Annotated in this window: 23 protein-coding genes, 25 tRNA genes, 2 rRNA genes and 2 riboswitches (1 of these 52 only partly in view); of the genes, 2 read left to right on the top strand and 48 right to left on the bottom strand. The window is 49.0% G+C overall.

The window, feature by feature from the left end:
• Nucleotides 1-143: 143 nt before the first annotated feature.
• Complete coding sequence (locus ACKPBX_RS09595) at nucleotides 144-1,568, top strand: IS5 family transposase (RefSeq protein WP_319995243.1); 1,425 nt, start codon at nucleotides 144-146, stop codon at nucleotides 1,566-1,568.
• Nucleotides 1,569-1,664: 96 nt separating this feature from the next.
• Nucleotides 1,665-1,862 carry an SHOCT domain-containing protein gene (locus ACKPBX_RS09590; protein WP_233436761.1) on the top strand — a complete coding sequence of 66 codons (198 nt, stop codon included), beginning with the start codon at nucleotides 1,665-1,667 and terminating at the stop codon, nucleotides 1,860-1,862.
• A gap of 97 nt (nucleotides 1,863-1,959) precedes the next feature.
• Here ACKPBX_RS09590 and ACKPBX_RS09585 read toward each other — a convergent pair whose 3' ends face one another.
• From ACKPBX_RS09585 to ACKPBX_RS09350, 48 genes are all read right to left on the bottom strand, one after another.
• Nucleotides 1,960-3,360, bottom strand: coding sequence for a sensor histidine kinase (locus tag ACKPBX_RS09585; protein ID WP_119092741.1), 1,401 nt, complete (start codon nucleotides 3,358-3,360; stop codon nucleotides 1,960-1,962).
• The gene (locus ACKPBX_RS09580) at nucleotides 3,357-4,040 is read right to left on the bottom strand and encodes a response regulator transcription factor (RefSeq protein WP_119092742.1); all 684 of its coding nucleotides are present in this window, start codon (nucleotides 4,038-4,040) and stop codon (nucleotides 3,357-3,359) included. The genes ACKPBX_RS09585 and ACKPBX_RS09580 overlap by 4 nt, the downstream gene beginning before the upstream one ends.
• Nucleotides 4,041-4,072: 32 nt before the next feature.
• Nucleotides 4,073-5,587, bottom strand: coding sequence for a multicopper oxidase family protein (locus tag ACKPBX_RS09575; protein ID WP_119092743.1), 1,515 nt, complete (start codon nucleotides 5,585-5,587; stop codon nucleotides 4,073-4,075).
• A 153-nt stretch (nucleotides 5,588-5,740) separates the two neighbouring features.
• On the bottom strand, nucleotides 5,741-6,871 hold the full coding sequence (locus ACKPBX_RS09570; protein WP_086629731.1) for a sodium ion-translocating decarboxylase subunit beta: 1,131 nt from the start codon (nucleotides 6,869-6,871) through the stop codon (nucleotides 5,741-5,743).
• 16 nt (nucleotides 6,872-6,887) lie between these two features.
• Nucleotides 6,888-7,235 (bottom strand): biotin/lipoyl-containing protein, encoded by a 348-nt coding sequence (locus ACKPBX_RS09565; RefSeq protein WP_086629730.1) that lies wholly within the window; start codon nucleotides 7,233-7,235, stop codon nucleotides 6,888-6,890.
• A gap of 34 nt (nucleotides 7,236-7,269) precedes the next feature.
• On the bottom strand, nucleotides 7,270-7,566 hold the full coding sequence (locus ACKPBX_RS09560) for an OadG family transporter subunit (RefSeq protein WP_086629729.1): 297 nt from the start codon (nucleotides 7,564-7,566) through the stop codon (nucleotides 7,270-7,272).
• 18 nt (nucleotides 7,567-7,584) lie between these two features.
• The gene (locus ACKPBX_RS09555; protein ID WP_233436764.1) at nucleotides 7,585-8,964 is read right to left on the bottom strand and encodes an oxaloacetate decarboxylase subunit alpha; all 1,380 of its coding nucleotides are present in this window, start codon (nucleotides 8,962-8,964) and stop codon (nucleotides 7,585-7,587) included.
• A 285-nt stretch (nucleotides 8,965-9,249) separates the two neighbouring features.
• Nucleotides 9,250-9,624, bottom strand: a complete 375-nt coding sequence (gene dhaM / locus ACKPBX_RS09550) for a dihydroxyacetone kinase phosphoryl donor subunit DhaM (RefSeq protein WP_119092745.1) — start codon at nucleotides 9,622-9,624, stop codon at nucleotides 9,250-9,252.
• On the bottom strand, nucleotides 9,617-10,210 hold the full coding sequence (gene dhaL, locus ACKPBX_RS09545) for a dihydroxyacetone kinase subunit DhaL (protein WP_319996425.1): 594 nt from the start codon (nucleotides 10,208-10,210) through the stop codon (nucleotides 9,617-9,619). Before dhaL ends, dhaM begins: the two co-directional genes overlap by 8 nt.
• 121 nt (nucleotides 10,211-10,331) lie before the next feature.
• Nucleotides 10,332-11,039, bottom strand: a complete 708-nt coding sequence (gene nagB / locus ACKPBX_RS09540) for a glucosamine-6-phosphate deaminase (RefSeq protein ID WP_319995242.1) — start codon at nucleotides 11,037-11,039, stop codon at nucleotides 10,332-10,334.
• A gap of 10 nt (nucleotides 11,040-11,049) precedes the next feature.
• Entirely contained in the window at nucleotides 11,050-12,195 is a 1,146-nt protein-coding gene (gene nagA / locus ACKPBX_RS09535; protein WP_319995241.1) for an N-acetylglucosamine-6-phosphate deacetylase, read from the bottom strand.
• A 68-nt stretch (nucleotides 12,196-12,263) separates the two neighbouring features.
• Nucleotides 12,264-13,079, bottom strand: a complete 816-nt coding sequence (locus ACKPBX_RS09530; protein ID WP_319995240.1) for a MurR/RpiR family transcriptional regulator — start codon at nucleotides 13,077-13,079, stop codon at nucleotides 12,264-12,266.
• Nucleotides 13,080-13,376: 297 nt separating this feature from the next.
• Nucleotides 13,377-13,868, bottom strand: a complete 492-nt coding sequence (gene thiW / locus ACKPBX_RS09525; protein ID WP_319995239.1) for an energy coupling factor transporter S component ThiW — start codon at nucleotides 13,866-13,868, stop codon at nucleotides 13,377-13,379.
• 131 nt (nucleotides 13,869-13,999) lie between these two features.
• Nucleotides 14,000-14,101, bottom strand: a riboswitch (TPP riboswitch).
• 62 nt (nucleotides 14,102-14,163) lie between these two features.
• Nucleotides 14,164-14,266: riboswitch (TPP riboswitch) on the bottom strand.
• Nucleotides 14,267-14,302: 36 nt separating this feature from the next.
• Entirely contained in the window at nucleotides 14,303-15,286 is a 984-nt protein-coding gene (locus tag ACKPBX_RS09520) for a zinc-binding dehydrogenase (protein ID WP_140186178.1), read from the bottom strand.
• Nucleotides 15,287-15,310: 24 nt separating this feature from the next.
• Nucleotides 15,311-16,120, bottom strand: coding sequence for a DUF5131 family protein (locus ACKPBX_RS09515; protein WP_319995238.1), 810 nt, complete (start codon nucleotides 16,118-16,120; stop codon nucleotides 15,311-15,313).
• A gap of 87 nt (nucleotides 16,121-16,207) precedes the next feature.
• Nucleotides 16,208-16,831 carry an ABC transporter permease gene (locus ACKPBX_RS09510; RefSeq protein WP_140186174.1) on the bottom strand — a complete coding sequence of 208 codons (624 nt, stop codon included), beginning with the start codon at nucleotides 16,829-16,831 and terminating at the stop codon, nucleotides 16,208-16,210.
• Nucleotides 16,828-17,601, bottom strand: a complete 774-nt coding sequence (locus ACKPBX_RS09505; RefSeq protein ID WP_086629702.1) for an ABC transporter ATP-binding protein — start codon at nucleotides 17,599-17,601, stop codon at nucleotides 16,828-16,830. Before ACKPBX_RS09505 ends, ACKPBX_RS09510 begins: the two co-directional genes overlap by 4 nt.
• A gap of 17 nt (nucleotides 17,602-17,618) precedes the next feature.
• Nucleotides 17,619-18,518, bottom strand: coding sequence for a glycine betaine ABC transporter substrate-binding protein (locus ACKPBX_RS09500; protein ID WP_319995237.1), 900 nt, complete (start codon nucleotides 18,516-18,518; stop codon nucleotides 17,619-17,621).
• Entirely contained in the window at nucleotides 18,519-19,148 is a 630-nt protein-coding gene (locus tag ACKPBX_RS09495) for an ABC transporter permease (RefSeq protein ID WP_140186171.1), read from the bottom strand.
• Between the two features lie 13 nt (nucleotides 19,149-19,161).
• A complete protein-coding gene (locus ACKPBX_RS09490) occupies nucleotides 19,162-19,452 on the bottom strand; it encodes a hypothetical protein (protein ID WP_119092754.1) in 291 nt (96 codons plus the stop codon).
• A 377-nt stretch (nucleotides 19,453-19,829) separates the two neighbouring features.
• Nucleotides 19,830-20,168, bottom strand: a complete 339-nt coding sequence (locus ACKPBX_RS09485; protein WP_068561675.1) for a winged helix-turn-helix transcriptional regulator — start codon at nucleotides 20,166-20,168, stop codon at nucleotides 19,830-19,832.
• 163 nt (nucleotides 20,169-20,331) lie between these two features.
• Nucleotides 20,332-20,415, bottom strand: a tRNA-Leu gene (locus tag ACKPBX_RS09480).
• Between the two features lie 39 nt (nucleotides 20,416-20,454).
• Nucleotides 20,455-20,525 (bottom strand) — tRNA-Cys (locus ACKPBX_RS09475).
• A 22-nt stretch (nucleotides 20,526-20,547) separates the two neighbouring features.
• Nucleotides 20,548-20,619 (bottom strand) — tRNA-Gln (locus ACKPBX_RS09470).
• 8 nt (nucleotides 20,620-20,627) lie between these two features.
• Nucleotides 20,628-20,700 (bottom strand) — tRNA-His (locus tag ACKPBX_RS09465).
• A gap of 11 nt (nucleotides 20,701-20,711) precedes the next feature.
• Nucleotides 20,712-20,792 (bottom strand) — tRNA-Tyr (locus ACKPBX_RS09460).
• A gap of 13 nt (nucleotides 20,793-20,805) precedes the next feature.
• A tRNA-Phe gene (locus ACKPBX_RS09455) sits at nucleotides 20,806-20,878 on the bottom strand.
• Between the two features lie 19 nt (nucleotides 20,879-20,897).
• Nucleotides 20,898-20,970: transfer RNA gene (locus ACKPBX_RS09450), tRNA-Asp, on the bottom strand.
• Nucleotides 20,971-20,972: 2 nt separating this feature from the next.
• Nucleotides 20,973-21,045, bottom strand: a tRNA-Val gene (locus ACKPBX_RS09445).
• A gap of 77 nt (nucleotides 21,046-21,122) precedes the next feature.
• Nucleotides 21,123-21,194, bottom strand: a tRNA-Glu gene (locus tag ACKPBX_RS09440).
• A gap of 28 nt (nucleotides 21,195-21,222) precedes the next feature.
• Nucleotides 21,223-21,310 (bottom strand) — tRNA-Ser (locus ACKPBX_RS09435).
• Nucleotides 21,311-21,349: 39 nt separating this feature from the next.
• Nucleotides 21,350-21,423, bottom strand: a tRNA-Ile gene (locus tag ACKPBX_RS09430).
• Between the two features lie 11 nt (nucleotides 21,424-21,434).
• Nucleotides 21,435-21,505 (bottom strand) — tRNA-Gly (locus ACKPBX_RS09425).
• 1 nt (nucleotide 21,506) lies between these two features.
• A tRNA-Asp gene (locus tag ACKPBX_RS09420) sits at nucleotides 21,507-21,582 on the bottom strand.
• Between the two features lie 89 nt (nucleotides 21,583-21,671).
• Nucleotides 21,672-21,743 (bottom strand) — tRNA-Met (locus ACKPBX_RS09415).
• Between the two features lie 103 nt (nucleotides 21,744-21,846).
• Nucleotides 21,847-21,936: transfer RNA gene (locus ACKPBX_RS09410), tRNA-Ser, on the bottom strand.
• Nucleotides 21,937-21,956: 20 nt separating this feature from the next.
• Nucleotides 21,957-22,030, bottom strand: a tRNA-Ile gene (locus tag ACKPBX_RS09405).
• 14 nt (nucleotides 22,031-22,044) lie between these two features.
• Nucleotides 22,045-22,118 (bottom strand) — tRNA-Met (locus ACKPBX_RS09400).
• A gap of 10 nt (nucleotides 22,119-22,128) precedes the next feature.
• Nucleotides 22,129-22,201: transfer RNA gene (locus tag ACKPBX_RS09395), tRNA-Ala, on the bottom strand.
• 16 nt (nucleotides 22,202-22,217) lie between these two features.
• Nucleotides 22,218-22,291 (bottom strand) — tRNA-Pro (locus tag ACKPBX_RS09390).
• Nucleotides 22,292-22,310: 19 nt separating this feature from the next.
• Nucleotides 22,311-22,384, bottom strand: a tRNA-Arg gene (locus tag ACKPBX_RS09385).
• A gap of 32 nt (nucleotides 22,385-22,416) precedes the next feature.
• Nucleotides 22,417-22,488, bottom strand: a tRNA-Gly gene (locus ACKPBX_RS09380).
• A 3-nt stretch (nucleotides 22,489-22,491) separates the two neighbouring features.
• Nucleotides 22,492-22,567: transfer RNA gene (locus tag ACKPBX_RS09375), tRNA-Thr, on the bottom strand.
• Nucleotides 22,568-22,579: 12 nt separating this feature from the next.
• Nucleotides 22,580-22,661: transfer RNA gene (locus ACKPBX_RS09370), tRNA-Leu, on the bottom strand.
• Between the two features lie 3 nt (nucleotides 22,662-22,664).
• Nucleotides 22,665-22,737 (bottom strand) — tRNA-Lys (locus ACKPBX_RS09365).
• A gap of 15 nt (nucleotides 22,738-22,752) precedes the next feature.
• Nucleotides 22,753-22,826, bottom strand: a tRNA-Asn gene (locus ACKPBX_RS09360).
• A gap of 21 nt (nucleotides 22,827-22,847) precedes the next feature.
• Nucleotides 22,848-22,963: ribosomal RNA gene (gene rrf, locus ACKPBX_RS09355) — 5S ribosomal RNA — on the bottom strand.
• A gap of 93 nt (nucleotides 22,964-23,056) precedes the next feature.
• A 23S ribosomal RNA gene (locus tag ACKPBX_RS09350) occupies nucleotides 23,057-24,642 on the bottom strand; it runs 1,328 nt beyond the window's last position.

Raw genomic sequence — 24,642 nt, 5'->3', positions numbered from 1 at the left:
ATATAATGTCTACTGAATAATTAACAAACCTTATCATAACAGCGTTTTTAGATGTTTTTTGGTATAATAGATGCATGGAATCCAGGGCAAAACACCAAAAACCCGTGCACTTTTTTCAAAAATGATACGAAGAGGCGATGAAAATGTACAAAAAGCAGACGAATCGGCAATTAACCATTTATGACTTCGATCAGCCATTGGGCCTTACGATGAACCCAGAAAACCGTTGGGTCAAAAAAGCGGATTCGATTCCCTGGTCAGTCATTGAAGATAAGTATGCTGCTCTGTTCAACAGTGACAGAGGAAACATCGCCAAACCGGTAAGGATGGCACTAGGTGCCTTGATTATTCAAAGCGAATTTCAGTATGCAGATACCGAAGTCGTCAATCAGATTCGCGAAAATCCCTATCTGCAGTACTTTGTCGGACTACCTTCCTATAAGGATGAAAAGCCATTCGATGCTTCTTCGATGGTGCACTTCCGCAAACGTCTCTCGTCCGAAATTCTGATTGAAATCAATGAATTGATCCTCAAACCTATAGAGGATGGAGCAGATGATTCCCAAACTGACGATAATGACAATAATGATGACAATGATGCATCAGGATCTGAGAATGAAGGGACGCTCATTCTAGATGCCACTTGCGCGCCTTCAGAAATCAAGTTCCCGCAAGACACGGAACTGTTGAACGAATGTCGTGAAAAGTTGGAAGGCATCATCGACGTAATCTGCGAAGCAAACCACCTTCCCAAACCCCGCACCTATCGGAAAATGGCCCGAAGGGATTATCTCAACATCGCGCGCAAGAAAAAGAAAAGCAGCAAACAAATTCGCAAAGCCATCGGCAAGCAACTGAACTACATCCGGCGAGATTTAGGGTACATCGACGCATTTCTGGAGCAAGGTTATACGCTAGGAACGAAGCAAGTCGACCTGTTGGGGACTTTGCGGAAATTGTATGAACAGCAGCTCTATATGCACACAAGCAGGACGCACAAAGTGCAGGATCGCATCGTCAGTATCAGCCAGCCGTTTATTCGCCCGATTGTCCGCGGAAAAGCCAAGAACCCGGTGGAGTTCGGAGCCAAACTGGACATGAGCATAACCAATGGGTACGCCCGACTCGAAAAAATTTCCTTCGATGCCTACAACGAGAGCGAATGCCTCATAGTTGCAGTGGAACGCTACAAAGAACGGATGGGAGTGTATCCTGAACGAGTTTTGGCGGATAAAATATACCGAAATCGCACAAACTTGAGCTACTGCAAAGAACTCGGAATCCGATTATCCGGCCCGTCGCTCGGCAGGCCCAAGAAGGATCAAAAGGTTGACAAAAAACAAGAATACACCGACAACTGCGATCGAGTAGAGGTCGAAAGAGGCTTCAGCCTGGCGAAAAGAAAGTTCGGGCTCAGGCTTATTCGAACACGCCTTGAAGAGACCAGTCTGTGTGTGATTGCTTTATCCATTCTTACAATGAACCTGTCCAAGGTTTCATTGCGCATTTTTTTGACTATCATCCAATTGATGAGCTTACCCAGAATTGAACCCCTTGTGAACCCGTAAGCTAAAAATAGCTATTTATTCAGCAGGCATTATATAGAGAAAAAAGGGGGCCTTTGCATGTTTGGCAGATGCTTACAATATTTTGGAGGTTTTGGCATGGGCGGCATGATGTTTATGGGAATTTTCTGGATTGCTTTGTTCATACTCGTCATTTACTTGGCAAGCAGGCTTTTGAACGATAGATCAGGCAAAGCTTCTTCAACGGACGAGTCCGCTTTGGATATCCTGAAAAAAGAATTGGCTAAAGGGAACATTACCGAGGAAGAGTTCGATCGCAAGAAGAAACTGTTGTAATCCAGCATGAATACAAAACGAGGGACAGCCACATTTTGTGGCTGTCCCTCGTTTTGTTTATCATTTATGTGTCGGCTTAGGTTGCAAAATTTCCCATTCATAGCCTCTTCTGATCCAACGGAATGGCAACCGTGAACGTGGCTCCCTTGCCGATATCGCTGGCAACCCGCACAGTCCCGTTGTGCTTCTTGATGATACTTTTGACGATGGCTAGACCGAGCCCTTGCCCTCCGGATTTGCTGTTGCGCGATGGCTCCGTCATATAGAAGCGCTCGAAAATCTTTTCCTGGTCTTCCGGATCGATGCCGATGCCGTCATCGGACACTTTCAGCACCGCTTGGTTACCCTCCAGATGAGTTTCGATATGGATATTCCCTTGCTTCGGAGTGAACTTGATCGCATTAGCCAAAAGGTTCGTCAGCACTTGGCTGATTTTGTCCTGATCCGCCGTTATCATCAGCGGCTCCCCGGTTACCGCCAAGATAATATTCTTTTTGGCGGCTGCAGCCGTAAAGTTCGTCGCGACTTTCTTGCTCAAAGCCTGCAGGTCAAAACGGCTGAATTCCAATTTTTCGTGATTGCTTTCCATTTCGTTGATTTTGTCGATATTCCCGATCAGGCGGGAAATCCGGTTCACTTCATCATAGCAGATCTTCAACCGCTCGCTGCTCGGCTCCCAAATGCCGTCCAGCATCGCTTCCAGATTTCCTTTCAATGTCGTAAGCGGGGTTCGGATTTCATGCGCAATATCGGAAGAAAGGCGGTTCCGGATTTCCTGTTGGCTGTCCAGTTGACGGGATAGGCTGTCCACCGAACGGATCAACGCATCGATTTCGACGATGTTCGTTTCCTTAGGCGGATGCTCCGTGTAGTTGCCTTTGGCGATTTCTCCAGTGAAGCGGCTCACCGCAAAGACCGGCACGCTCAACTTTCTGGCGATCCAGACCGCGAAGAAAAGCGACAAGGCGAAAGCCAGCAGCGCCACGATCAGCAGATTGTTGCGGATGTCGCTCATGAATGAGACATCATGTTCCGTATAGAAGTACGTCCCCATCGTTCCGATTGCCAAGCTGCCGATTGTCCGGGTACCATCATTAAGTTCAACAGTGGTCACCGTATATTCGCTCTCTGTCCCGCCCATCATCTCGTTCATCTGCGACATATGGCTGGACATCATCTGGCGGTTGTCCTGTTCCTCCATCGCAGTGGGGGTCCAGATCAGCGTTCCTTGGCTATCATAGACTTTCAGGATGATGTCGGCCTGCAATGCCTGTCTGCCGATGACCGCTACGGCAGCCTCGTCCCAACCGCCTTGTTGGGCATAGACCGCCTCGATTTCATCCGTAAAACCGGTTATTTCTTCCGTGCGCCGTTCGCTGACATATTCCGAGAAGTGGCTGTCCAATAAGCGTACGCTGAACCAGCCGAACAGCCCGATGATGACGATTGAAAAGAGCAGGAAGGAAAAAATCAGCTGCCAACTGATCGTCCTCCTCATCGTTTCCCTCCAAACCGATAGCCGCTTCCCCGGACAGTCAGAATATAGATGGGCTGTTTCGGTTCCGGCTCTATCTTTTGCCTGATGTTCTTGATATGCGTATCGATGACCCTATCCAAACCTTCAAAATCCATCCCTTTTACGGTCTCCAGCAATTCTTCCCTCGTGAAGAGTCGGCTCGGATTCTTGGCCAATAACGTCAACAGTTCATATTCGGTAGCCGTCAATGCGACTTCCTGCTGCTGCGCGAAAACTTGCTTCGTTTTGGGATGAATGACCAATTCGCCGCCATCGAAGCTCCATTTTTCTTCAGCATCGGCTGGGGCAGCGCGCCTCAAAACTGTCTCGACCCGCGCCACCAGCTCCTTAGGGCTGAATGGCTTGACCATGTAATCATCCGCTCCGATCTGCAAGCCGCTCAAGATATCCTTTTCGGATGACCTTGCCGTCAGCATGATGATGGGAACGTTGGATTCTTCGCGGATTTTGGCGCAGACATCGCCGCCTGCCATATCCGGCAGCATCAGATCCAAAACAATCAGATCCGGATGGAAGGCATGAAATTTCTCCAATGCCTCCGCCCCGGTCTCGGCACGGTACACTTGATATTTTTTGGCGGCCAGATAGGCCTCCACGATATCCAAAATATTTGGTTCATCATCGACGATTAAAACCTTCATCGGCATCCACCTCCATCATATTTCCCAGATTTTTATTGTACACTGACCTGACCCATCATGCCATTATCCTCATGCTCCAAAATGTGGCAATGATACATGAAGACTCCCTTCTCAGAAAAAGTCACCGCCAGCCGGACCGTTTCGCCGGGATAAACGGCGATAGTGTCCTTCCAGCCTTGCTCGTTCTGCGGCGGCTCTACTCCATCACGCGAGAGCACCTGGAATTGGACGCCATGGATGTGGAAAGGGTGAACCATGCTGCCCATCATATCCTGCGCATTGCGGACTTCCCAGATAACTGTTTCATTCAGGCGTTGTTCGATATCGATCCGAGCCATGTCGAACTGATTGCCGTTGATGTTGACCATGAAGGACATGCCGCTCAGCGTGAACTGTTGGACGGCCGCCCCTTCCGTCACCATTTCAGGAATATCGTTCAACGTTTGCGGAAGCGCCGTTTGCTTGTCCGTCTCTTCCGTGACGTTCAGGGCAAGGACTGTTACATCCCCATCCATCAGCTTCACGGTGTCCCCTTCGGCGTATTCGCTCAGGTCCACGATGATTTCCGCCCGTTCACCAGGCGTCAACGTCACAGATTTCAACGCAACCGGCTGCTCCAGGAAACCGCCGTCGCTGGCGATCTGATTGAACACCGCGCCATTTTCCAATCCAAACGTGTAATTGCGGGCATTCGAGCCATTCACCAGACGCAACCGGACCAGTTCATTTGTGACTTCCACATAGGGATTGATGGTCCCGTTGATCAGCAAGGTATCGCCATAGGTACCGTCGGGATTGTAAGTCCCTGCGTAATCAAATTGATTGTCCACATCGAAGGTCCGGTCCTGAACAATCAAAGGAAAGTCATTCACCCCATAGTCCTTCGGCAAATCAAGCTGATCGGAGTTGTCGTCCTCGACAAAAATCAATCCGGCCAAACCGGCATACACTTGTTCAGCAGTCGTTCCCAAGGCATGCGGGTGGAACCACAACGTCGCCGCCTCCTGTTTGACCGTGAAATCCACTTGCATCGTTTCATTCGGTCCGACCGGATGATGCGGCCCGCCATCCATATCAGAAGGGAGCTTCACGCCGTGCCAATGGAAAGAGGTTGCTTCGGACAACTGGTTTTCGGTCTTGATATGCACCTCTTGGCCTTCATGCACAACCAAAACCGGGCCAAGATAGGAACCGTTGTAGCCGAGCGTCTCCGTCTTTTCCCCTTCCAGGAAGGCAGTCTCCCCTGCTTGAGCCGTGACCGTATAAGTGATTTCAGTAGCGGATTCGGAATCAGGTTCCATCAGTTCCGGCAACCGGAGCGCGGTCATTTCCTGCCCGCTTTCGTCCAAGACTGTAGCCCTATCTGCCCCCATCATATGCCCCATCCCGCTGAAATTCCCTGAACTGTTCAAATCTGTATCGATAGTCGTCACAGATGTCCGGCTTTCCCCGTCATTAAATAACGTCGAAAAAAGATTGACCGATACAAACAGCAATAAAGTTAGCGAAACGACCAAAGCGACAATCAATGATGTTCTTTTATTCATTATAATTCGCCCTCCATTTCTGACTCTTTCGTTGCCTTCATTATACATCCTCCATGTGTAGAACAGATGGATTTAGCAATCGTGCGGCTTCGAAACAATAAAAAATCCCCTTCTGACATGAAAAATCAGAAGGAGATGATTAATAGTCCGCACTCAGCCGAAGAACGCCAACAGGACACCTGCAGCCACAGCCGACCCGATGACGCCTGCCACATTCGGACCCATCGCATGCATCAGCAAGTAATTGGAAGGGTTGTATTTGATGCCTTCCTTCTGCACGACCCGCGCAGCCATCGGAACGGCCGAAACACCGGCAGCACCGATCAGCGGGTTCACTTTACCGTTCGTCAGTTTGTACATCAGTTTTCCCATCAGTACGCCGGCTGCGGTTCCGATTGAGAAAGCAAAAAGGCCAAGTACGATGATTTTTATCGTGGTCAGTGAAAGGAAGAGCTCGCCGTTCGCCTTGGCTCCGACGGTTACGCCCAGGATGACGGTGATGGTGTACATCATGGCATTCTGCAGCGTTTCCGTCAGTTTCGGAACCTGGCCGCTTTCCCGGATCAGATTACCCAGCATCAGCATCCCCACAAGCGCTGTGGCTGATGGGACGACCAAGCTGACGAAGATCGTGGTGACGATCGGGAACAGGATACGCTCGTTCTTGGACACTACGCGCATCTGCTTCATGACAGTCTGCCGCTCTTTTTCGGTCGTCAACAGGCGCATGATCGGCGGCTGGATAAGGGGAACCAAGGCCATATAGGAATAGGCCGCCAGGGCGATGACCGATAAGAGATGGTTGGCCAATTTTGTCGTCAAATAGATGGCAGTCGGTCCGTCCGCCCCACCTATGATGCCGACGGATGCGGCTTCCTGGGGCGTCATCCCCAAGGCCAAGGCCCCGAAGAATGCCGCAAAGATGCCGAACTGTGCTGCCCCGCCCAACAACAACGTTTTCGGATTGGCGATGAGCGGCCCGAAATCGGTCGCTGCCCCCAGACAGAGGAAGATCAACGGCGGATAGATGCCCAGATTAGTACCTTGGTAGAGGTAATAGATCAGCCCTCCCGGTTCGCTTTCGGTAGGCGGCGTCATCAATCCGGCTAACGGAAGATTCACCAACAGGATGCCGAACGCAATCGGGATCAACAAATAGGGCTCATAGCCCTTTTTGATGGCCAAATAAAGGAAAATGCAGGCAATGATGATCATAATGATTTCTTTATACGTAAGGTGAGCCAATCCGGACATCCGGATCAGATCAGTCAGAGCTTGAATCATAGGAATCCCTCCTCTTCTAGAGAATCAACAATGGTTGGTCGGATTCGACACTGTCATTTGCTTTCACCAAAATACTTCTGATGACGCCATCCTCATCTGCAACGATCTCATTTTCCATCTTCATGGCTTCGAGGACGATGAGGTTTTCGCCTTTTTTGACCCGTTGCCCCTCTTTGACGAGGATGCGCAAGATGGTGCCCGCCATAGGAGCCAACATTGTTTTCCCTTCTGTTTGGGTCGCAGAATCAGCAACGTGTCTGCCGCTGTCTGCCTTAGGTTGCTCCGTCATGACTGCATCATCCGGCAACTCCCTCACTTTGACATGATAAACTTGCCCGTCAATTTCGATCTCATAATTTTTCATAAAAAATCCTCCCTTTATAGTCAGCAGATGGCATTTATTTAATACGCGTTACATCAACGATCTCGAACTTCTTAGCCGGATGAGCCTCATATGCGGCGACCAATGCCATTATCGCCGCGGCTTTGGCCCGTTGCTCATCCACACCCGGATCCAGCAGAACGGGCTGTAGATCATCTTCTTGGTGAACCGGTGCTATAGCTGCCTGTGCAGGTTCCCCGACTAATTTATGGACCAGTTCAACCAAGAACCAAAGGCTTGCCAGTACGGCAAAAACAACGATCATCGCAACAACCGTGACAACCAGACCATCTCCCAAATTGAATGTTTCCATTTCTTTCACCTCTTCCTCTTAACTGCGGTAGCGGGCTTGGATCCGAATAACTGATTCCGCCGTCTCACCCTGAGATGGCGCTTTTATTTCTGCTTGTTCTTCAGGAATGGTTGGATAGTAGACTTCCTGCAGATAAGCTTTGCCGACCTGTGGGAACAATGCATAAGTCAATACGTCCTCGTCCGTACGCGCCAAGTCACCCAACTCCGCCTTCAATCTTGCGAACTCCGGCTCCAGATGATCCGCCGGGCGATCCGTGATGACAGCATCATCCCCGATGATACTGCGCCGGAAATTGTCGTTCACCGGGACCGGTGTCTTTCCGTATTTTCCGTGCAGGTAATCCTTCACTTCATTTGGGACCATCTTGTAGCGTTCTCCCGTCAGGACATTGAAAACGGCCTGTGTCCCGACCATTTGGCTCATTGGGGTGACCAATGGCGGAAAACCTAAGTCCGCTCTGACACGGGGAACCTCCCGCAGCACGGCCTCATATTTATCGCTGGCCTTTGCCTGCTTGAGTTGCGAATTCAAATTCGACAGCATCCCACCCGGCACTTGATAGATGAGCGCTTTGGGATCGACTGACAGCATCTTTGGGTCCAGCACACCCGAAGCGATGTACTTGTCGCGAATCGGTTTGAAATAATCTGCGATTTCTTCCAATTTGGCGATGTCCAGCCCTGTGCTGTATCCGAGTTCCTCTAACACCAGCGCCATCGATTCTGTAGGTGGTTGGCTTGTTCCTTCCGCAAAAGGCGAAATAGCGCAGTCGATGATGTCCGCACCCGCTTCGATGGCGGCCATATAGGTCATCTGCGAAACGCCGCTCGTGGCATGTGTGTGGATGTTTAAAGGCACATCGATAACGGCTTTGATGGCCGGAATCAGCTCTTTGGCTACTTTCGGCGTCAATATGCCGGCCATGTCCTTGATGCAGATCGAGTCCGCACCCATTTCAGTAAGTTCCTTGGCCAAGTCGGTGTAAAATGGGATGGTGTGGACATCGCTGATGGTATAACAGATTGTCAGTTGTGCATGGGCGCCATATTTTTTGACAGCTTCCAAGGATGCTTTCAAGTTTCTCGTGTCATTCAAGGCATCAAAAATCCGAAAAATATCGATACCGTTCTCGACGGCTTTCCCAACAAAACGATCCACGATATCATCCGCATAGTGGCGGTACCCGATCAGATTCTGTCCCCGAAGAAGCATCTGCAGTTTCGCATGGGGAGCGCGCTTGCGGATTTGCCGCAGTCTTTCCCACGGATCTTCATGCAGAAAACGGATAGCCGCATCATAGGTGGCGCCGCCCCAGCACTCGAGCGCGTAATACCCGGCTTCATCCATTTTCTCCACGATAGGGAGCATATCGGCCGTAGACATGCGTGTCGCCATCAAGCTTTGATGCGCATCGCGCAGAACGGTCTCAGTAAAAAGCACTTTCTTTCCTTTTTCCAATCCGATCACATCCATTCTTATCTTTGGTGCTAATATTGTAAGCGTTTTCTATAGTGTTAGCTTACACTAAATTGACCAATAATTCAATCTGTAGATAAAAAATACGAGAAAGAATATAGAAACAATCCACCTTCAATAATGGAAAAAAACGCCAAAAAAAAGACTGCATCTTGGCAGTCTTTTTCTTAATTGTGTTTTGTCACTGCAACTTTGCTCAGTCTTTCATTTTACGTAAAGTTCCTGCAACTGCTCACGGATTTTTTCATAGGGCGTATCCGCCTGCAGCAAAGCCGCTGTCAGATAGGCTCCCTCCACAAACGCCGCATCGCAAATGACCAGATTTTTTTCGGTCATTTCACTTACTAACTCAAGATTCATCTTGGCGCTGCCCAAATCATAAAAGGCCAATATATTAGGCTCCGGCATTTCATTGAGCGCCGCTGTGACTTTATCAAAACTAGTGCCGATTCCGCCGTCTTCCGCTCCGCCGACTGCTTTCACGGTAATGTCCTTTGCTACAGGCTTCAGCAATCGGGCCAGCCCTTCAGCGAGTTCCGTAACATGCGAAACCAATAAGATGCCGTACTGTTCACTCATCGTACACCCCCGCTTCCAGCATAGCCTCGAAGAAATAGCCGCAGGAGGCAGCTCCCGGATCGATATGGCCATTCAGTTGTTCCGACACATAGGCTGCGCGTCCCTTTTTCGCCTGGAAATCCTTCGTGCTTGTGACATATTCATTGATTTTTTCCAACGTCAGGCGCTTATTCCGGACGTCTTCCATGACCGGAATCCAAACATCAACTAAGGTCTTTTCCTTCAGTTCAGTAGGGCCGAACGTTTGGATGCCTTCAAGTCCGCTTGTCAGGCTGTCCATCAGATCGTTATCTTCTTGAAAAGCCTCCGACATATGCAGAAAGACTTGCCCATAAATGAGTCCGGCTGCCCCACCCGTTTTCTGGATGAAAGACATCCCCGCCATTTTGAACAGATCTGACAACCCTCCCTGAAGCCCTTCCGCTAATTTTGCCTTCAGATCTTTGGCGCCCCGAAGCATATTGGCCCCGTGATCGCCGTCACCTATGGATTCATCCAGCGTATTCAGATACTTCTCGTTTACTTCCAACTTTTCGATGAACAGGCTCAGCCATGTTCTGGCTGTCTCGACAGTCAACATTTCCATCACCGCCTTGGATTCCTGGATCACATGCTTTCCATGCTACCTCTGTCTCCATTGTAAACGTTTTAATCAAAAACGACAATCCGGAGACTCATGGGGAGTAGCCCGCGGATTGTCTAATTCACTATTTTTTCGTGAGCATTTGTGCCGCTGCTTCATCGAGTATCACGGTCACATGCTTGTGGGTCTGTAGGATACTCGCCGGCAACTCTTCCGTGACCGGACCTTCCAGTGCGGCTTTGACGGCAGCGGCTTTTTCTTTTCCGAAAGCCATCAGGATGATCTGTCTTGACGAGAGGATCGATTGGATCCCCATCGAATAGGCAAAACGCGGGACATCCTTTTCATCCGCAAAGTAACGTTTGTTGGAATCAATCGTGGATTGCCATAGTGCCACTTTCTGGGTCCGGGAATCAAAGGATGTGCCCGGCTCATTGAAACCAATGTGTCCGTTTGTGCCGATGCCGAGGATCTGCACATCGATCGGATTCGCGGCGATGATTTCTTCGAATTGCGCGCACTCTTCCATTTCATCAGCCATTCCATCCAGCAGATAGTTTTTCTTGAATGGTTTTGCATCGAACAAGTGCTCATGCATAAAATGATGGTAGCTGTGCGGACTGTCCTCGGACAACCCCATGTATTCGTCCAGATTGATCGATGTCATCCCCGAGAAATCAAGCTCGCTTTCCCGCATGATCCGGTACAGCCTGACCGGCGTGCTGCCTGTGGCTAACCCCAATACTTTTGCCCCGTTACTCATTTCTTCCCTGATTTTTTCGAATGCACAGCGGCTGGCCTCTTCAGGGTTCGCTTTAATGATTATTTCCATGATCTGTAACCTACTTTCCGTTTTTCTTGTATACTGTCTGTCCATAACTGATTGTCCGCTCAACCGCAAAAGTCTCCGAAAGCAGCACCATATCGGCATCTTTCCCCGGAGCGATGCCCCCTTTTCGCACCAGACCGAATTCGCGGGCCTGATTGACCGAACTCATCTTCACCGCATCCAAGATGCTGCAGCCGGTGAAGGCGATGATGTTCTTGAAAGCCTCCTGGAATTCCAGCACACTTCCTGCCAGATTTCCGCTTTCCAGACGGGCTTGTCCTTCTTTGACGATGACTTTCTGTCCGCCCAATTCACTGATGCCATCGCCCATCCCTTTGGCACGCATAGCATCGGTAATCAATTCGATACGGTCTGCGCCTTTTTGTTTGAAGGCGATCTTCACCATTTCCGGATTGATATGCAGGCCATCGACAATCATTTCCACGTAGATATTCTCCTCCAGGAACGCATGTCCGGTTACACCCGGCTCACGGTGATGAAGTCCCCTTTGCGCATTAAAGAGATGGGTGATGTGTGTTGCTTCGGATTGTTGCAATTGGCTTCGAACCGCATTTGAATGCCCTACCGAAAGCACGATGCGGCTATCTAGGCAATACTTTTCGAAGTCAGTCGCATCACTCGTCTCCGGCGCATAAGTGACCAACCGGATCAAGCCTCCGCTCAAGTCCTGCCACTTGCGCATTAGGGCAGCATCCGGCAGTTTGATGTGTTCTTCCGGTTGCGCTCCCTTAAATACTGCGGAAATGAATGGCCCTTCGAGGTGGATGCCTTGGATGACCGGATTTTTTTCCGCGGCCTTGCGGATGCCGGTCAACGCCTTTTCGATATTTTCAGAAGATTGCGTCATCGTCGTCGGAAAATAACTGGTGATTCCTTCCCGGTGCATCGCCGCAATCATCCGATCGATGCCCTCCGCATCGCCGTCCATGTTGTCCACACCATAGCCGCCATGGCTGTGGATATCAATGAAGCCGGGCACCAGCCTGCTCTCAGATGCGTCGATCACTTCCTCGCCTGATTCAGGAACGTATTCCGACATCTTACCGACTGTGCTGATTTCTTTTCCAAACCGGACAAACCCATCGGCGATGACCGTTTCTCCCGTATACACTTCTGCATGGATGATTACTTTTTTCATTTGTCTTTCCCCTCTTTGATTATGACCTGAATTTTTTTCATGAAAACACAGGCTATGCGCGCCACTTGCTATTCCGTTTTTTTTGAATAACCCTGTACATTTGCTCTCGTCAGATCCATGTTGTATTGGAAATCCTTGTCCTGCAGCAGGAGTGTCGAAATCACATCGATCAGGTACACCATCCCGAACTGTGTATTGACGAACACCGTGTTGTTGACGAACCGCGAGTGGTAACCGAAGCAGGTGACATCCGCTAGCTTCGTCAGAGAACTGTTTTTGAAGCTGGTCAGCGCGATGATCTTCGCTTTTTTCTTTTTCGCGATTTCCAATGACGCAATCAACTCCGGCGTTTCCCCCGAATTGGAAATGGCGATCACCAATTCGTCTTCCTTGATGATCGAGCTGTTGATGATCATCAAGTGGGAGTCGGTGACCCCAGTGACATTCAAGCCCATCCGGATCAAGCGTTGCGCCAATTCAGCGGCCGTAAATCCGGAACTGCCGATGCCGTAAATCACGGTTTTTTTTGCATTTTTGATCCAATCGACAACCGTTTCGATTGCTTGATCCTCGATCATCTGATTGGTTTCATCGATGACTTGCGTATAGTAGCCATAAATATCATCATAGACGGTCGGCATTTCTTTCAATTGCTGGTTGCTTGTCACTGAGCGCAACGCAATCTTCATATCCACAAACCCATCGATGTTGATATGTTTGCAGAAACGGGTGATGCTGGACGTCGATGTATCCACCTTCGCCGCTAAATCCTTGATATTCATATTTTTGATGGAAGCTTTGTTCCGGAGAATGTAATCCGCGATTTTTTTCTCATTTGCGGAAAAAGCGGAATACTGGTTTTGGATTTCCTCGATGATTGTCATTGCTTGTTGCCTCCTGCTGTGCGCAAACGCCAAAAGCGAGGTACGCATTTTTGACTTCGCCTTTTCTCTACGCTGATAGAATAACACATGAAAATAGTTTTTTCAATTATTATTTAATGAAAATTATTTTCTTTCGCATTAATGTTAGTCGCCTGCTACCATGCTCACCCGTTTACCGGTGGAGAACAACGGAAATAATCGCCAGCTTCGATCAGCGGCTATATCTCGGAGAACGGCAAAAAAACAACCGGTTCACGTTCCGGTTGTTTCTTAGTTAATTTATATAACAGCCTTTTCTTACGTTCTGTTCCGGTCCAACACGCTTCTTTTTCCCATTTCCAGGATGATGAAATAAGCCATACCCGCTCCGATGGCGGAACTGATCGCGAAGCTCGGCAAAAAGAGCATCAATGCGGCTTCCATGCCCATAAAGAACTGCGCCAGCAAAGTGCTCGCCAACGACCCCAGGATTCCGGTGCCAATCCATTCACCCAGTGCCGCGTAACCGAGCTTTTGCGTTCTGGCATAAAACAGACCTGCACAAATAGCCCCGATCATGCTGCCCGGAAAGGCAAAGACGGTCCCTGTCCCCAACAAGTTGCGCAGCACGGAAACGCCGAAGGCCTGAAGGACGGCATATCCGGGTCCTAACCAGACAGCAGTCAATACGTTCAGCAGATGCTGCATCGGTGCTACCTTTGCAATGCCGATCGGGATGACAAAGATGCTGTTGCTGACTACCCCCATGGCGATGATCAAGGCAGTGGTGACTAATTTTTTTGTGTTCATAATGTTTTCCCCTTTTCAGTTTGAATGATTCCTTTTTAATCCTGACCTATGCGAGCCGTTCCCCCTCCTCCCTGAATTGAATGAAAATAAACAGACACCTCCCCTGAGATGTCTTGGATATACGTACGGATTCCAGACCAAGCTCAGTTCCCTCCGCCAGTACGAACTGGATCAGGTTTGAAGGGTTCCGACAGTGTCGGTCTCAGCGCAGTTGCGCACCCCTACTGAAATTAAAAAACGCTATATAATCTGATGCGAAAATCAGAAAATATAACGTTTTGATGTCTATTATGCGAATAGTCAAACGCCACATTCCCTACGCTAGTATGAACTAGATCAGGTACAAAGAGTTCCGACAGTGTCGGTCTCAGCGCTTACGCGCACCCCCAGTGTTTCTCATTAAATTCTAACCAATAACCTGTGGAAACGCAACCCTATTCTGAAGCTTCTTCTCGTCTTGCGCTCGGATCCAGCACGATGACTTTTCCGAAACTGTTCTGGCTCTGCAAAAAGGCATGGGCTTGGGCAACCTTTTCGAGCGTGAAAACCCTCTCCGGATCCACCGCAACGCCTTTCCCCTCAATGTAAGCCAGCAGTTCATTCAACTTTTCACCGGAAACTTCATTCGAATGGAAAGTAGTCAAGTAGCTGTTGTGCTTCAATTCCATGATGGGATCGAAATCCTCCAGAAACCATTTCCCGCCGAGTTGACCGGTGCTGCAGACAATGCCAGCTTCCCGTATATGGGAAAGGCTGTCCTTGATCGTCGCGGGCCCAATCAATTCCAGAATCTTGTCGAAAGTCTCCTCGGTATCCAAAATGCCGTTGCGATCTTCGACGTAGTCGGTGAAGCCGGCTTCCTTCAGTCTCTCGCCCTTTTCGGCTTTTCGTGTGCTTCCGTAAATCCTGATATCGGGGAATTGGGCTCTGATTAACTTGGCAAAGGCAACCCCCACACCGCTCGTTGCCCCCCGAACCAAAATCTGATCGGACGATTGGATCCGCAGATTCTTCATGGAACCGAAAGCCGTATAGTAGGTTTCCGGAATGGCAGCCAGTTGGGACCAAGGCAGATCGGTGTGGACGGGATAGATTTGGTCATTCGGCAACAAAGCATATTCCGCATAACTCCCGTCGAATGCTCTCCCCATTTCCCCCATGATCGACACCACTTTTTGACCGAGCGGCAATCTCTCTTCGTCGGTCGAACGTTCCACAATCCCTACACATTCAATCCCTAAAATGCGGGGAAACTTGACCGAAGGGGATTTCCCCTCTCGGGTAAAGATTTCCGAATGGTTGATGCCGAAGCCCATGACCTTCACGAGCGACCAGCCTTCCCGGATTTCCGGAAGAGGAACTTCCTCATGCACCAGTTTTTCCGGTCCACCCGCTTCATGCACTACGACTGCCTTCATTCTTCCACCCTCTGTCTTAATTTTTCATAATGATAACATGCAGCTGGGGCTGCCGGATTGCGTACCGCAAAATTTCTTGTAGGCACAGGAATCGCACAAAGTCACGGCGTCGGTTCGAAAAAGCGGCACCGATTCGCCCTGGGCAACTTCCGTCAGATGAACCGAAACCGCACGCCCTTCATAAAACAAGCCGGATTTCTTTGCTTGCTCCTGCTGCTTTCTTTTGTCCAAAATTTCATACTTCCGTCCGTTCTTCACAAAATGATTCCCGGTTTCGATGAACTCGAAGTTCACATTATTTATCACGCAGTCTTGGTGCATCCTCTGCACCCATTCATATTGGCATTCCCTTGCCCCGTCATAGTTTTCCCCGCCGACGATGACGCGTTCGATTTTTCCGGATGACAAATGCTTCGTCAAGTCGATTTCGCCGATCAACGGTGCGGCCATGATGCCTCGATGTTTGAAAGGCAGATCTAGGAGTACCGGAATCCGCCTATCGGCCATCTTTTGGTTTTCGGCAGAGACATTCATCCACACGTTTTCCCAACCGTCTCCCCAATTTTCAGGCAGACAATCTTTCACGCGTTCGATTCTTTTCGTCAACAAGTAGAACAGCACGTCCGACCGCTTTTCAATCATCTTCCAGACTTCGCCGCGCCACTCGTCCGCTTCCTCAAGAAAGAAGTCAGAAGTCATGCAGACGCGTATCGTGGAACCGGGCGGTATGACGTAGTCGCCGCGCCGGTTCCTTTTCAGCGGACGATCGAAACTGCTCTGGACTTTGTAAATCAGCGCGCCATCTTTCCCTCGTTGACTGTCCAAATGAAACATATAACAATTTTGGCATCCCGGGCTGACCTTTTTGCAGCCGTGCCACGGGTTCCAGATATCACTCAAGCGATCACTCCTTTGAAAAAATCAGGCAAATCTCCGTCGCAACGCGTTCTCGAGCAAGTACAAGACGACATTGACAAACAGACACAAAAACATCGACAGCACAGTGCCCCACAACAGTTTTACGACGCTGAATGTCCGCAAGCCATCGAAAAGGACTGTCCCCAATCCGCCCGCATTGATTGTTGCGGCGATGGTTGCGATGCCGATTGTCGAGGTCGCGGCGATCCGTATCCCTGCGATTATGGATGACATTGCCAACGGAAGCTGGATTTTCCTGAACATTTGATTTCTCGTCATGCCCATCCCGACAGCGGCTTCGATGATGGTCGGATCGATTTCCTTGATTCCTGCAGAAAAACTGCGCAACAGGACATATTGGCAATAAATCACCAACACGATGATGGCCGTGTTCCTTCCCAGGCCAGTCAACGGGATCAAAATGGCAAACAGAGCCAGGCTTGGGATCGAATAAAGCAATGACGTCAAGTAGATCAAACCGTTCATCACGCGTTCCTGATGCATGCAAGCCAGAATTATGCCACTTGCAATGAGGATCGCAATCGTCAGGGTCGTCCCCACTAATTCGATGTGCTGCATCGTGGCGGTCAACAGTTTTTCATGGTAAGTATTCCAGTATGCAATCATTTCAACTCACTCCAAAATGCCTCTTGTTCCTTTACGGTGGCAATCAAGTTCGCAACAAACTCCGTTTTCGGATTCCGCATGATTTCCCGCGGCGTATCAAATTGACAAATCTTGCCTTTGTCCATTATCAGAACTCTCATCCCTAGCTTGAACGCCTCATTGATGTCATGGGTGACCAGCACAAAAGTTTTGTCGCCCAATTCTTTATGAATCTTTTGCAGTTCATTTTGCAGTTGCAGGCGCGTAATCGCATCGACCGCTCCAAACGGTTCATCCAACAGCATCACTTTCGGATTGGCGGCAAGCGCCCTCGCAACGCCGATACGCTGTTGTTGCCCGCCGGATAATTGTTTCGGCTTTCTGTCGGCAAACACTTCTGGATCCAGTTGGACAAGTTCCAGCAATTCTTTGATGCGGGATTGGATTTTCTTCTTGTCCCACTTCAGCAGTTCCGGAACTGTCGCGATGTTTTGGGCTACGGTCATATGCGGAAACAGGCCAATCTGTTGGACGACATAGCCGATTTTTCGCCTAAGATCCACTTCGTTCATTGAACTGATGTCTTCTCCGAAGAAGGTTATGTGTCCTTCATCTTCACGGATCAGGCGGTTGATCATTTTTAAAGTCGTCGTTTTGCCGGAGCCGGAAGAGCCCAGGACAGTGATGAACTCGCCCTCCTTAATTTCAAAGGAGATATCATCGACTGCTTTCGTGCCCCCTTCCCCGTAGAGCTTCGTCACATTTTTGAATTCTATCGCGGTTTGCTCCATGCGGCCTCAACGCCTCCTTAATTAATTGATTCGAAGTATTCTTTCGCTACCGCTTCATATTCTTGTCCATCGACGTCCACTTTGGCATTCAACCCGGTCACAGTTTCTGTATCCAGCATGCTGCTGATGTTGTTCAAAATTTCTGCAATCTCAGGATTTTCTTCCAATACTTCATTACGGATTACTGGAGCCAAGTTATACGGCGGCCAGAAATTTTTGTCATCCACCAAAACTGTGAATTCTTCTTTATTGGTCAGTTGACCTTCCGTCGTGTAGGCTGGTGCGACATCGGCTTCATCATTTTTCAAGACTTCATATTTCAAGCTGTTGTCGTAGACTGTCGAGCTCTTCCAGTTGAATTCTCCGTAAGCTTTAGTCAATCCAGGAATGCCATCTTCCCTCAGATCGAATTCACCTTGGGAAGCAAAACGAAGCTCTGAAGCATTTTTCTGCAGATCGGAAATGGTCTCAATGCCGTATTTTTCGGCTACGCTCGTTTTGATGACCAGCCCAGCGCTGTCATTGGCTTCCGCATAATCCAACCAAGTCAGATCAAACTGCTCTGCGTATTCTGCTTTGATTGTGTCATAGACTTTCTGCGGATCGGTTTCCATCTCCATTTCCAATATTACCAACAGACCTGTACCTGTATACTCCGGATAAAGATCGATTTCATCATTGGTGATCGATGTATGAACGACCGAGCTGGCGATATTCGGGATCCGTTCAACCTCATAACCGGCATCTTCCAAAGCCAAGGCATAAATTTCCGAAACAACTAAGTTTTCGGTAAAATCCTTGGAACCCACTCGGATGACTGTATCTTCCGTACTTCCGCCACCCAAACTTGAACACCCTGAGACTATAAGTGCTACGGCCAACATTGCAATCGTACTGATAATATTATTTCTTTTCATTTAATTTACGCTCCTTTTAATTATGTAATCAAGAAAGATGCTTGTCGTGAAGGCAATCATCGCTACCGATACCCCTCCAATGAGAAGCAGATCCATCCTGTTCAAACCCAATCCTGTAAAAATCAATGTTCCTAATCCACCAGCACCGATGTATGTTGCCAGCGTCGCACTCGAGATGATTTCCACTAAAGCAAGCTTCACACCAGTCATCACAAAAGGAAAAGCCAGCGGAATCTTTACCCTTTTCAAGAGCTCCCGATCGGTCATCCCCAAACCCTTTCCCGTTTCGATCATCACAGCAGGAACTTCCAGGAATCCGACTGTTGTATTGACCAAAATCGGCGGAATGCCCAGCAACACCAATGCGATCAAAGCTGGAACCCTTCCGACGCCTATGAAGGAGATCAATATAAAGAGGACCGCCAAACTGGGGATGATCCGCAAGGCTTGGGAACTGAGGGTGATCATCTGGCTGAGTTTCCGGTGCTGGTGGCTGATGTATCCCAGCGGAATGCCGATCAGACAAGAAATTCCGATTGCCTGGATACTCAATCCAAGGTGCTGGTAAACGTAAATCAAATATTGACTAAAATTCTCTTGAAAGTATTGCAGTATGTCATCAACTAGCATTTTGGACCTCCTTTCACTTCAAACAACGCTCCGAAAAATCTGCTATCTCGCTAAATACCTTCAAACTGGCTGTGCCGCTGCTCGTCAAGGAGTAATAGCAGTTTCTGTCGTCCTCAATCTGATTGACCACAATCGTATCCATTTGCAGTCGCCACAGACTGGTGATGACATTTTCTTTTTTCTCACCCGTCATTCGGACGATGTCATTGCAGCTCATGCTCGGGTAGTAAAGGAACAGGGACATAATGGCAAACTTAATGTCAGTATCAAAGATTGTTGCAAATACCAATAAAGGATCTATCATTACCCGCATTCCCCCATTCAACAGATACTCACCGAAAATTACCGCTGAACCAGCTTCTTCGCACAAGCAACATAGACAAGAATGGCTTTAGTGCTGGTCTAACATACTTAATGCCTCACTGATATTTCTCTCTTTCCATACTCTTACTATATCTTTAAAGATGCCCTTACAATAGTACGCACTTTTTTATCAGGTACTTACCTTTTTGTAAGCTACAGCAATAAGGATAGTTACACCAATTGATTGTAAAAAAAAGCTCCCTTTTGAAGCATTATAACGCTTCAAAAGGGAGGATGAAAATGATATAGCTTTTGGCTCTGCATCGGATAACAGAAAATACTGGATTCGCGACCCACTTTTCATTTGCCTACACTCGATTATTTTTGTTCCAAAAGATTATTTTTGATATAATCGGTTCCCCAATCACTCATACTGTTGATGATCGGTCTTAAGGAATCTCCAAGATCGGTTAACGAATATTCCACTCTGGGTGGCACTTCAGGAAATACTTCCCGTTTCACAATCCCATCAGACTCCATTTTCCGAAGATTTTCGGTCAATACTTTTTGGCTGATGCCATCCACCAATCGGTGCATTTCATTAAAACGCTTGGTCCCAGTCAACAATTCTCGCATTATCAGCAGTTTCCATTTATTTCCGATCAGATCAACGGTTGTCGCAACCGGACAAAATGGCAATTCTTCTTTGGTCAGCATCTTGTTCACCTCTTAGAGAGTAAGTTTCTTTTTGTAAGTTACAACGAATTATATACTTAAAATGAAACAATTTCAAATATTCCTTTCAGTTTCGTGTATAACTATGAAAAAAAAAAACAGGCTCCCAACGATGCTGTCATCGTCAGGAGCCTGTTTTGTGTGATACCGGCGGCCGGGGTCGAACCGGCACGCCCTCGCGGGCACTGGATTTTGAGTCCAGCGCGTCTGCCAATTCCGCCACGCCGGCATGATATGAAGAATGCAATTTTCCATCTTACTCATGGAAAGGCGGTAACCGGATTTGAACCGGTGATAGAGGTTTTGCAGACCTGTGCCTTACCACTTGGCTATACCGCCGAGGTGTTACTATTTGAAAAAACTGGGCTAGCTGGATTCGAACCAACGAATGACAGAGTCAAAGTCTGTTGCCTTACCGCTTGGCGATAGCCCAATAAAGAGGGCGACCGATGGGAATTGAACCCACGAATGCCGGATCCACAAACCGGTGCGTTAACCACTTCGCCACGATCGCCATAATAAGAATGGAGGGAGGCAGATTCGAACTGCCGAACCCGAAAGAGCGGATTTACAGTCCGCCGCGTTTAGCCACTTCGCTATCCCTCCATCATATAAAAAATGGTCCGAGACGGATTCGAACCGCCGACACCTTGAGCTTCAATCAAGTGCTCTACCAACTGAGCTATCAGACCAAAATAAAAATTTAGAAAACGGCTCCGACGGGATTTGAACCCGCGATCTCCTGCGTGACAGGCAGGCATGTTGACCCCTACACCACGGAACCAATGGAGGTTGACGGGATCGAACCGCCGACATTCTGCTTGTAAGGCAGACGCTCTCCCAGCTGAGCTAAACCTCCAGGTGTAGAAACACTGTGAGCTGACGCTCAAGTGTATCATGTCTGTAAAACAGCCGAAGCTGTAACAACCATGACAATGATCCGTACGGGAATCGAACCCGTGTTACCGCCGTGAAAGGGCGGTGTCTTAACCGCTTGACCAACGGACCATGTTTTTTTATTTTTTTGATAAAGCTACGGAGAAGGAGGGATTTGAACCCTCGCGCCGCGTTAACGACCTACACCCTTAGCAGGGGCGCCTCTTCAGCCACTTGAGTACTTCCCCATAACAAGAAATTTTCTGTTAATATTGTTGCTTTATCAATGGGCCTAAATGGACTCGAACCATCGACCTCACGCTTATCAGGCGTGCGCTCTAACCAGCTGAGCTATAGGCCCTTCTTAAAAAAAGCGGGTGAGGAGAATCGAACTCCCGACATCAGCTTGGAAGGCTGGGGTTTTACCACTAAACTACACCCGCATGGCGGCTCCGACGGGATTTGAACCCGCGATCTCCTGCGTGACAGGCAGGCATGTTGACCCCTACACCACGGAACCATGCGTAAAACTTTTATGAGGTTACACTGTGGGCTTGCGCCCAAGTGTATCATGCTTGTAAGCTGCTGAAGCAGCGACAATCATGATGATTGCGGGGACAGGACTTGAACCTGTGACCTCCGGGTTATGAGCCGGCGAGCTGCCAACTGCTCCACCCCGCGATAATAATAAGGAAACACTGTGAACTTACGTTCAAGTGTATCATGTCTGTAATGTCGCTAAAGCGCCAACAGCCATGACAATACAATGGCCTGAGGCCACTAAAGGAGGATAAGGGATTCGAACCCTTGCGCGCTTTTACACGCCTGACGGTTTTCAAGACCGTTCCCTTCAGCCGGACTTGGGTAATCCTCCATAAGCTGATAAATTTTTCATGGACCTTGCAGGACTCGAACCTGCGACCGGACGGTTATGAGCCGTCTGCTCTAACCAACTGAGCTAAAGGTCCAAAGCAAGGTATAATAGCGGCGAAGGGGGTCGAACCCATGACCTTCCGGGTATGAACCGGATGCTCTAGCCATCTGAGCTACACCGCCAAAATGAAAATGGAGCCTAGCGGGATCGAACCGCTGACCTCCTGCGTGCAAGGCAGGCGCTCTCCCAGCTGAGCTAAGGCCCCGTGAAGATTTGTTGAATCGGGAAGACAGGATTCGAACCTGCGACCCCTTGGTCCCAAACCAAGTGCTCTACCAAGCTGAGCTACTTCCCGGTGATAAATATGTGAAAAATGCACCCAACAGGAGTCGAACCTGTAACCGCTTGATTCGTAGTCAAGTACTCTATCCAATTGAGCTATGGGTGCAAAAGACAGTGCAAAGCACTATCTAAATTTGAAGCGGAAGACGGGGTTCGAACCCGCGACCCCCACCTTGGCAAGGTGATGTTCTACCACTGAACTACTTCCGCGAATGGTGCCGGCTAAAGGATTCGAACCCTCGACCCTCTGATTACAAATCAGATGCTCTACCAACTGAGCTAAGCCGGCGTATTCAATTAATGCGGGTGAAGGGACTCGAACCCCCACACCTTGCGGCGCTAGACCCTGATTCTAGTGCGTCTGCCAATTCCGCCACACCCGCAAATGAGTTATGCAGGGCTCGAACCTGCGACCCTCTGATTAAAAGTCAGATGCTCTACCAACTGAGCTAATAACTCATATTAAGAAAAAAACTCCGCAAGTAGGACTCGAACCTACGACATCATGATTAACAGTCATGCGCTACTACCAACTGAGCTATTGCGGAATAATTAACTATACAAAAAAAGCGCGGCAACGTCCTACTCTCACAAAGGGAAACCCTTCACTACAATCGGCGCTAAGAAGCTTAACTTCTGTGTTCGAGATGGGAACAGGTGTGACCTTCTTGCCATCGTCACCGCACATTTTTAATTAGAGAACGTTGTTCTCTCAAAACTGAATCTACAAAATTAAAGGGAACCCGAAAACACCGCTTGAGTTTTCATCTTTTAAAAATTGGTTAAGTCCTCGACCGATTAGTATTGGTCCGCTCCATACATCGCTGTACTTCCACTCCCAACCTATCTACCTGATCATCTCTCAGGGGTCTTACTCACTTAAAGTGATGGGAAATCTCATCTTGAGGGGGGCTTCACGCTTAGATGCTTTCAGCGTTTATCCCGTCCACACATAGCTACCCAGCGATGCTCTTGGCAGAACAACTGGTACACCAGCGGTGTGTCCATCCCGGTCCTCTCGTACTAAGGACAGCTCCTCTCAAATTTCCAACGCCCGCGACGGATAGGGACCGAACTGTCTCACGACGTTCTGAACCCAGCTCGCGTACCGCTTTAATGGGCGAACAGCCCAACCCTTGGGACCGACTACAGCCCCAGGATGCGATGAGCCGACATCGAGGTGCCAAACCTCCCCGTCGATGTGAACTCTTGGGGGAGATAAGCCTGTTATCCCCAGGGTAGCTTTTATCCGTTGAGCGATGGCCCTTCCATGCGGAACCACCGGATCACTAAGCCCGACTTTCGTCCCTGCTCGACTTGTAGGTCTCGCAGTCAAGCTCCCTTCTGCCTTTACACTCTACGAATGATTTCCAACCATTCTGAGGGAACCTTTGGGCGCCTCCGTTACATTTTTGGAGGCGACCGCCCCAGTCAAACTGCCCGTCTGACACTGTCTCCCTGCTCGCTAAGAGCAGCGGGTTAGAGTGGTCATATCACAAGGGTAGTATCCCACCGTTGCCTCCTCCGAGACTGGCGTCCCGGTATCATTGGCTCCTACCTATCCTGTACATGTGATACAAACACGCAATATCAAACTGCAGTAAAGCTCCATGGGGTCTTTCCGTCCTGTCGCGGGTAACCAGCATCTTCACTGGTACTATAATTTCACCGAGTCTCTCGTTGAGACAGTGCCCAAATCGTTACGCCTTTCGTGCGGGTCGGAACTTACCCGACAAGGAATTTCGCTACCTTAGGACCGTTATAGTTACGGCCGCCGTTTACTGGGGCTTCAATTCAAAGCTTCGCTTGCGCTAACCTCTCCTCTTAACCTTCCAGCACCGGGCAGGCGTCAGCCCCTATACGTCATCTTTCGATTTTGCAGAGACCTGTGTTTTTGATAAACAGTCGCTTGGGCCTATTCACTGCGGCTGACCTTGCGGTCAGCACCCCTTCTCCCGAAGTTACGGGGTCATTTTGCCGAGTTCCTTAACGAGAGTTCTCTCGCACACCTTAGGATTCTCTCCTCAACTACCTGTGTCGGTTTGCGGTACGGGCAGTTACTTTCTCACTAGAAGCTTTTCTTGGCAGTGTGACATCAGGAACTTCGCTACTAAATTTCGCTCCCCATCACAACTTGTCCTTGAGAGAAAAAGCATTTCACTCGTTCTCAGACTTGTTGCTTGGACACACATTTCCGATCGTGTGCATTCCTTAGCCTCCTGCGTCCCTCCATCGCTCAAACAAAAGCAACTGGTACAGGAATATCAACCTGTTGTCCATCGCCTACGCCTATCGGCCTCAGCTTAGGTCCCGACTAACCCTGGGAGGACGAGCCTTCCCCAGGAAACCTTAGTTATTCGGTGG

It is taken from the genome of Trichococcus shcherbakoviae, assembly GCF_963666195.1.
Lineage (GTDB): Bacteria > Bacillota > Bacilli > Lactobacillales > Aerococcaceae > Trichococcus > Trichococcus shcherbakoviae.
Note: the sequence above shows the minus strand (reverse complement) of the source record. Positions and strands in the feature narration are given on the sequence as shown.

Excerpts from the sequence above, each read along its gene's own strand:
- dhaL (WP_319996425.1), bottom strand. The coding sequence starts at position 10,210 with ATGGAAATGTTGACTGTCGAGACAGCCAGAACATGGCTGAGCCTGTTC.
- ACKPBX_RS09485 (WP_068561675.1), bottom strand. The coding sequence starts at position 20,168 with ATGCTGACCAAAGAAGAATTGCCATTTTGTCCGGTTGCGACAACCGTT.
- ACKPBX_RS09510 (WP_140186174.1), bottom strand. The coding sequence starts at position 16,831 with ATGATTGCATACTGGAATACTTACCATGAAAAACTGTTGACCGCCACG.
- ACKPBX_RS09515 (WP_319995238.1), bottom strand. The coding sequence starts at position 16,120 with ATGTTTCATTTGGACAGTCAACGAGGGAAAGATGGCGCGCTGATTTAC.
- ACKPBX_RS09580 (WP_119092742.1), bottom strand. The coding sequence starts at position 4,040 with ATGAAGGTTTTAATCGTCGATGATGAACCAAATATTTTGGATATCGTG.
- ACKPBX_RS09530 (WP_319995240.1), bottom strand. The coding sequence starts at position 13,079 with ATGACAATCATCGAGGAAATCCAAAACCAGTATTCCGCTTTTTCCGCA.
- thiW (WP_319995239.1), bottom strand. The coding sequence starts at position 13,868 with ATGAACACAAAAAAATTAGTCACCACTGCCTTGATCATCGCCATGGGG.
- ACKPBX_RS09560 (WP_086629729.1), bottom strand. The coding sequence starts at position 7,566 with ATGGAAACATTCAATTTGGGAGATGGTCTGGTTGTCACGGTTGTTGCG.
- ACKPBX_RS09490 (WP_119092754.1), bottom strand. The coding sequence starts at position 19,452 with ATGATAGATCCTTTATTGGTATTTGCAACAATCTTTGATACTGACATT.
- ACKPBX_RS09495 (WP_140186171.1), bottom strand. The coding sequence starts at position 19,148 with ATGCTAGTTGATGACATACTGCAATACTTTCAAGAGAATTTTAGTCAA.
- nagA (WP_319995241.1), bottom strand. The coding sequence starts at position 12,195 with ATGAAAAAAGTAATCATCCATGCAGAAGTGTATACGGGAGAAACGGTC.
- ACKPBX_RS09585 (WP_119092741.1), bottom strand. The coding sequence starts at position 3,360 with ATGAGGAGGACGATCAGTTGGCAGCTGATTTTTTCCTTCCTGCTCTTT.
- ACKPBX_RS09595 (WP_319995243.1), top strand. The coding sequence starts at position 144 with ATGTACAAAAAGCAGACGAATCGGCAATTAACCATTTATGACTTCGAT.
- dhaM (WP_119092745.1), bottom strand. The coding sequence starts at position 9,624 with ATGAGTGAACAGTACGGCATCTTATTGGTTTCGCATGTTACGGAACTC.
- nagB (WP_319995242.1), bottom strand. The coding sequence starts at position 11,039 with ATGGAAATAATCATTAAAGCGAACCCTGAAGAGGCCAGCCGCTGTGCA.
- ACKPBX_RS09590 (WP_233436761.1), top strand. The coding sequence starts at position 1,665 with ATGGGCGGCATGATGTTTATGGGAATTTTCTGGATTGCTTTGTTCATA.
- ACKPBX_RS09520 (WP_140186178.1), bottom strand. The coding sequence starts at position 15,286 with ATGAAGGCAGTCGTAGTGCATGAAGCGGGTGGACCGGAAAAACTGGTG.
- ACKPBX_RS09570 (WP_086629731.1), bottom strand. The coding sequence starts at position 6,871 with ATGATTCAAGCTCTGACTGATCTGATCCGGATGTCCGGATTGGCTCAC.
- ACKPBX_RS09555 (WP_233436764.1), bottom strand. The coding sequence starts at position 8,964 with ATGGCGACACGCATGTCTACGGCCGATATGCTCCCTATCGTGGAGAAA.
- ACKPBX_RS09575 (WP_119092743.1), bottom strand. The coding sequence starts at position 5,587 with ATGAATAAAAGAACATCATTGATTGTCGCTTTGGTCGTTTCGCTAACT.
- ACKPBX_RS09500 (WP_319995237.1), bottom strand. The coding sequence starts at position 18,518 with ATGAAAAGAAATAATATTATCAGTACGATTGCAATGTTGGCCGTAGCA.
- ACKPBX_RS09505 (WP_086629702.1), bottom strand. The coding sequence starts at position 17,601 with ATGGAGCAAACCGCGATAGAATTCAAAAATGTGACGAAGCTCTACGGG.
- ACKPBX_RS09565 (WP_086629730.1), bottom strand. The coding sequence starts at position 7,235 with ATGAAAAATTATGAGATCGAAATTGACGGGCAAGTTTATCATGTCAAA.